Genomic DNA, 4,437 nt, shown 5'->3' on the forward strand with positions numbered 1-4,437 from the left:
GATTTTCACCGACCGCGTCCATGCCAACATCCAGCGCCACATCGACGATGCGGCGGCGGGAAAGCTCAAGGTCGTGATCGATCGGGAGTTCTCGTTGAAGGATGCGGCGGCGGCGCATGAATATATCGAGAGCCGCAAGGCGGTCGGCCGCGTGCTGCTGATTCCGTAAGGATCAGATCAGCTCAAGCAACCGGTGAAGGGTGGCGACGGTCGAAAGATCCGCCACCCCATCCACCTTCGCGGGACGGAAATGGCGCTGAAAAGCGCGCACCACGGTCTCCGTCTTCGCATCGTAAATGCCAAGCACCTCGATCCCGTAGCCGTAGCTGCCGAGGCGATATTGCAGTTCCGACACGGTGTCGCCGCGATCGCCGAGCTTCAATGCCGGACCTTCGAGAATGGGCGACGGCTCAACCCACAGACCGATGCCGGCGCGGGCGAGCCGCGCCCAGTCGAACCATTCGCCGGGATCGGATTTGCGTTCCGGCGCGATGTCGGAATGGGCGACGACGTTGCGCGGCAACATCGGGTGACGCGACATGATGTCGAGGCAAAGCGCCTCCACCGCCTGCATTTGTACGTCCGGATACGGCGGGCAGCCGAAATCATGTCCGCCATTCGCGATCTCGATGCCGATGGAATGGCCGTTGATGTCGCGCTCGCCCGCCCAGCTCGAAACGCCGGCGTGCCAGGCACGTTTCTCCTCTTCGACGAGACGGAGAATGTAGCCTTTCTCGTCAACTACGTAATGCGACGACACCTTCGAGTCCGGGCTGCACAGACGATCGACCGCATCCTGTGCGCTTGCCATGCCGGTATAGTGGAGGACGAGGATTTCGATACGCGCCGTATCGGGCCGCTCGTTGAAGTTCGGCGAGGGACGGAAGGGAATGGCAAGGCTCATTCAGGGGCCTGTGTCGACGATCCGCTTCTCGCGGATGGAGATGATGAGCACACCGGAGAGCGCGATCAGCGCACCGACGATCATCCGCGTCGTCAGCACGTCGCCGAGCAGCACCGTCCCGAACATGACCGTGAAAATGGGAGAAAGCAAGGTGAGCGGCGCCGTCTGCGAGACCTCGTAGCGTTGCAGGAGGTAATAGATGCCCGCATGGCCGATCAGGCTGGAGGCGAAGGCCGTGTAGAAGATGCCCGACCATTGCAGCATGCTGGCGCTCGTCAGCACATGCCACTGATCCTGCTCGAAGATGAGAGAACCGGCGATCATCATGGGGGCCGCCACCGCAGCGATCCAGGCCTGCATTTCGAAGACGCCGACCCGCCTGATCTGGCGCTGGAAGATCTGACCGACGGAACCAATAAGCGCCGACGCGACGACGCAGAGGACGCCTCCGATGAAGTGGAACACCGTCGGGTCGAAGCTGATGACCATGACGCCGAGGAAGGAAAGCGCGATGCCCGTCCAGCGGCGCCAGTGAACCTGCTCCTTCAGGAAAACGACCGACATGATGGTGACGAAGGGCACGCCGAGCTGGCTGACGATGGCGACGACCGAGGGGCTCGACAGCGCGACGCCGGCGAAGAAAAAACCGAAGCCGAGGGGCCCCGCGCAAAGCCCGATGATGAGGACCTGCTTCATGCGGCCTTCGTGAAGCCGCAGGAAGGGGAAGAGCACCAGCACGATGAGCGTGAACCGCAGCGCCGTGAAGAGCATTGGCGGGAAATGGCCGAGGCTCACCTTCGACGCGATGAGCGCAAACCCCCAGACGAGGTTTATGAGCATCATGAAGGCGAGGTGCTGGGGGGTCATTTCGGCGAACTCGGGGGGAACAGGCCGGTTCTTGTTACCCCAGCGGGCCGACCGCGCCTAGAGCATCATCCGACCGGGCGGCGACTTTCCGATGAAATATGCGTCGCATCCAACAAATCGGGGGGAATTAGACCCGTTCCTGGAGCCCGCGCGCCTTCACGATCTTTTCATAAGCGACGTTGATCGCGGCGAGCTTGTCGCTGGCGATCGAGACCAGCTCTTCGGGCACACCGCGGGCAATCAGCGTGTCCGGGTGGTTTTCGCGAACGAGACGCCGATAGGCCTTTTTGAGGTCTTCGTCGGAAATCTCAGGGGTAATGCCGAGAACCAGATAGGGGTCCATGCGGGGGGTGCCGAGATGGCTCGCCCGGATGCGCGCGAATTCGACCTCGGAAAAGCCGAATATGTCGGCCACCGTACGGAGATATTCGATTTCGGCCGGGTGGATGTATTTGTCGGCCTTGGCGATGTGGAACAGCGCGTCGAGCACGTCCTCAAGGGTGCCGGGTTTGCCACGATAGATGCGGGCGACCTGCTCGGCATAGGCCTCGAATCCCGCGACGTCCTGCTGCGCGATCCGGTAAAGTCGGTTGACGTTCGCACGTTCGCCCGGGGGAACCCTGAGAACGTCCTCGAAAGCCCTGATTTCGTCGTTCGTTACCTTGCCATCCGCCATCGCCATTTTGGCAGAGAGAGCGATGAGCGCGACCGTGAACACGACCTCGTCGTCGTCGAGCGCGCGATCAATGACGAAGTGGCCGGCGACTGCGCCCAGAAGCGCGCCGAGCGGCCCACCAACGGCCAATCCGACACCGGCACCCGCGATTTTACCCCAGATAGACATGATTTTAGTCTAGGACGAAACGCGCGTTTCCGCACCGGGCAAATCCGCAGACGGTTTTGAATAAATGAAATGTAAAACGGCCGGCACACATCCATGCGTCCCGGCCGTTCTGGTTTTTTCTAACCGCGTCGTCAATCCCCGGTGATGGCGTGGCCGGCCACCGCGCCGACGGCGGCGCCACCGATCGTTGCCGCCGTTTTGCCCTTGCCGGAACCAATCTGGTTGCCCGCGACGCCGCCGACACCGGCACCCACAAGCGTACCGCAACCGCCCAGCCCCAAGGGCGAAAGCGCAAGGAGGCCGATCAGTCCATATTTCGCCAACCTCGCAGGAGCGGAAGTCCTTGTCATGATGTCCTCCTCTTCTTCAACGTCCTGTCTTATTAAACGTGCAAGACCGAGGCGCGTTCCTTGTCCTAGAATGAACACCTGACCCTGCCCGTGCCGCCCGCCATTGAAGACGTATTTTTGCCATGAACGACCGCTGGGACTTCTGGATCGACCGTGGCGGCACCTTTACCGATATCGTCGCGCGCACGCCGGACGGAAAGCTGCTGGCGCGCAAACTCCTCTCTGAAAACCCGGAACGCTACGAAGACGCGGCGCTCCACGGCATCCGGGAATTTCTGGACGTAGCGCGGGGCGATGCGCTTCCCGCGCAACGTATCGGCGCGGTCAAGATGGGAACCACGGTTGCGACCAACGCGCTCCTCGAGCGCAAGGGCGAGCGGGTGCTGTTTCTCACGACGCGGGGTTTCGGCGATGCCTTGCGGATCGGCTATCAGAACCGCCCTCACCTCTTCCGGCTCAGGATCGAGAAGCCGGACATGCTGTTCGAGCGTTCGGCGGAGGTCGACGAGCGGCTGACGGCCGAGGGCGAGATTCGGAGGCCGCTCGACGAAGAAGCGACGCGGCGCGCGCTGGCCGACGCCTTCGCCGATGGCATCCATGCGGTCGCGATCTGCTTCATGCATGGTTATCGCTATCCGGCGCATGAGCAGCGCGCCGCCGACATCGCGCGCGAAATCGGCTTCACGCAGATTTCGGCAAGCCACCATGTAAGCCCGCTGATGAAATTTGTGTCGCGCGGCGATACGACGGTCGTCGACGCCTATCTGTCGCCGATCCTGAGGCGCTACGTCGACCGTGTCTCGACGGCGCTCGGCGGCGGCACGCGACTTTTCTTCATGCGCTCGTCGGGCGGGCTCACCGATGCGCAGCTCTTCGAGGGCAAGGACGCGATCCTGTCCGGGCCCGCCGGCGGCGTGGTCGGCGCGGTCGAGACGAGCCGGATCGCCGGGTTCTCCCGTATCATCGGCTTCGACATGGGCGGCACGTCGACCGATGTCTGCCACTATGACGGCGAACTGGAACGGAGCTTCGAGACGGAGGTTGCGGGCGTGCGTATGCGTGCGCCGATGATGCAGATTCACACGGTCGCGGCGGGCGGCGGATCGGTCTTGCACTGGGATGGCGGACGGTTGCGCGTCGGGCCGGATTCCGCCGGCGCCGATCCGGGGCCGGCCTCCTACCGGCGAGGCGGGCCGCTGACCGTGACGGACGCGAATGTGATGGTCGGCAAGCTGATCCCGGATTTCTTCCCGCGCGTCTTCGGGCCGCATGCCGACGAGGCGCTCGATGCCGACACCGTGCGGGCGCGGTTCGACGAGGCCGCGCGGGCAATCGGCAAGGCGCCGGAAGAGGCCGCAGATGGCTTCATCCGCATTGCCGTCGAGAACATGGCGCAGGCGATCAAGAAGATTTCCGTGCAGCGGGGTCATGACGTGACCGCTCACGCGCTGACCTGTTTCGGCGGCGCGGGC

Annotated in this window: 6 protein-coding genes; 2 read left to right on the forward strand and 4 right to left on the reverse strand. The window is 63.3% G+C overall.

All coding sequences use genetic code 11. The features are described from left to right. Positions 1–28 precede the first annotated feature (28 nt). Complete coding sequence (locus VMR03_RS00690) at positions 29–169, forward strand: zinc-binding dehydrogenase (protein WP_325401277.1); 141 nt, start codon at positions 29–31, stop codon at positions 167–169. A 3-nt stretch (positions 170–172) separates the two neighbouring features. Here VMR03_RS00690 and VMR03_RS00695 read toward each other — a convergent pair whose 3' ends face one another. The 4 genes from VMR03_RS00695 to VMR03_RS00710 form a co-directional block, all read right to left on the reverse strand. Beyond that, a complete protein-coding gene (locus VMR03_RS00695) occupies positions 173–904 on the reverse strand; it encodes an N-acetylmuramoyl-L-alanine amidase (protein ID WP_325401267.1) in 732 nt (243 codons plus the stop codon). Beyond that, a complete protein-coding gene (locus tag VMR03_RS00700; RefSeq protein ID WP_325401269.1) occupies positions 905–1,771 on the reverse strand; it encodes a DMT family transporter in 867 nt (288 codons plus the stop codon). A 127-nt stretch (positions 1,772–1,898) separates the two neighbouring features. Further along, on the reverse strand, positions 1,899–2,615 hold the full coding sequence (locus tag VMR03_RS00705; protein WP_325401271.1) for a TerB family tellurite resistance protein: 717 nt from the start codon (positions 2,613–2,615) through the stop codon (positions 1,899–1,901). 131 nt (positions 2,616–2,746) lie between these two features. Beyond that, on the reverse strand, positions 2,747–2,965 hold the full coding sequence (locus VMR03_RS00710; protein WP_325401273.1) for a glycine zipper 2TM domain-containing protein: 219 nt from the start codon (positions 2,963–2,965) through the stop codon (positions 2,747–2,749). A 122-nt stretch (positions 2,966–3,087) separates the two neighbouring features. On the opposite strand from VMR03_RS00710, the gene VMR03_RS00715 reads away from it, so the two are divergent. After that, the coding region (locus tag VMR03_RS00715; RefSeq protein WP_325401275.1) for a hydantoinase/oxoprolinase family protein at positions 3,088–4,437 on the forward strand (1,350 nt) is incomplete at its 3' end.

Source organism: Parvibaculum sp. (genome assembly GCF_035511255.1).
Taxonomy (GTDB): Bacteria; Pseudomonadota; Alphaproteobacteria; order Parvibaculales; family Parvibaculaceae; genus Parvibaculum.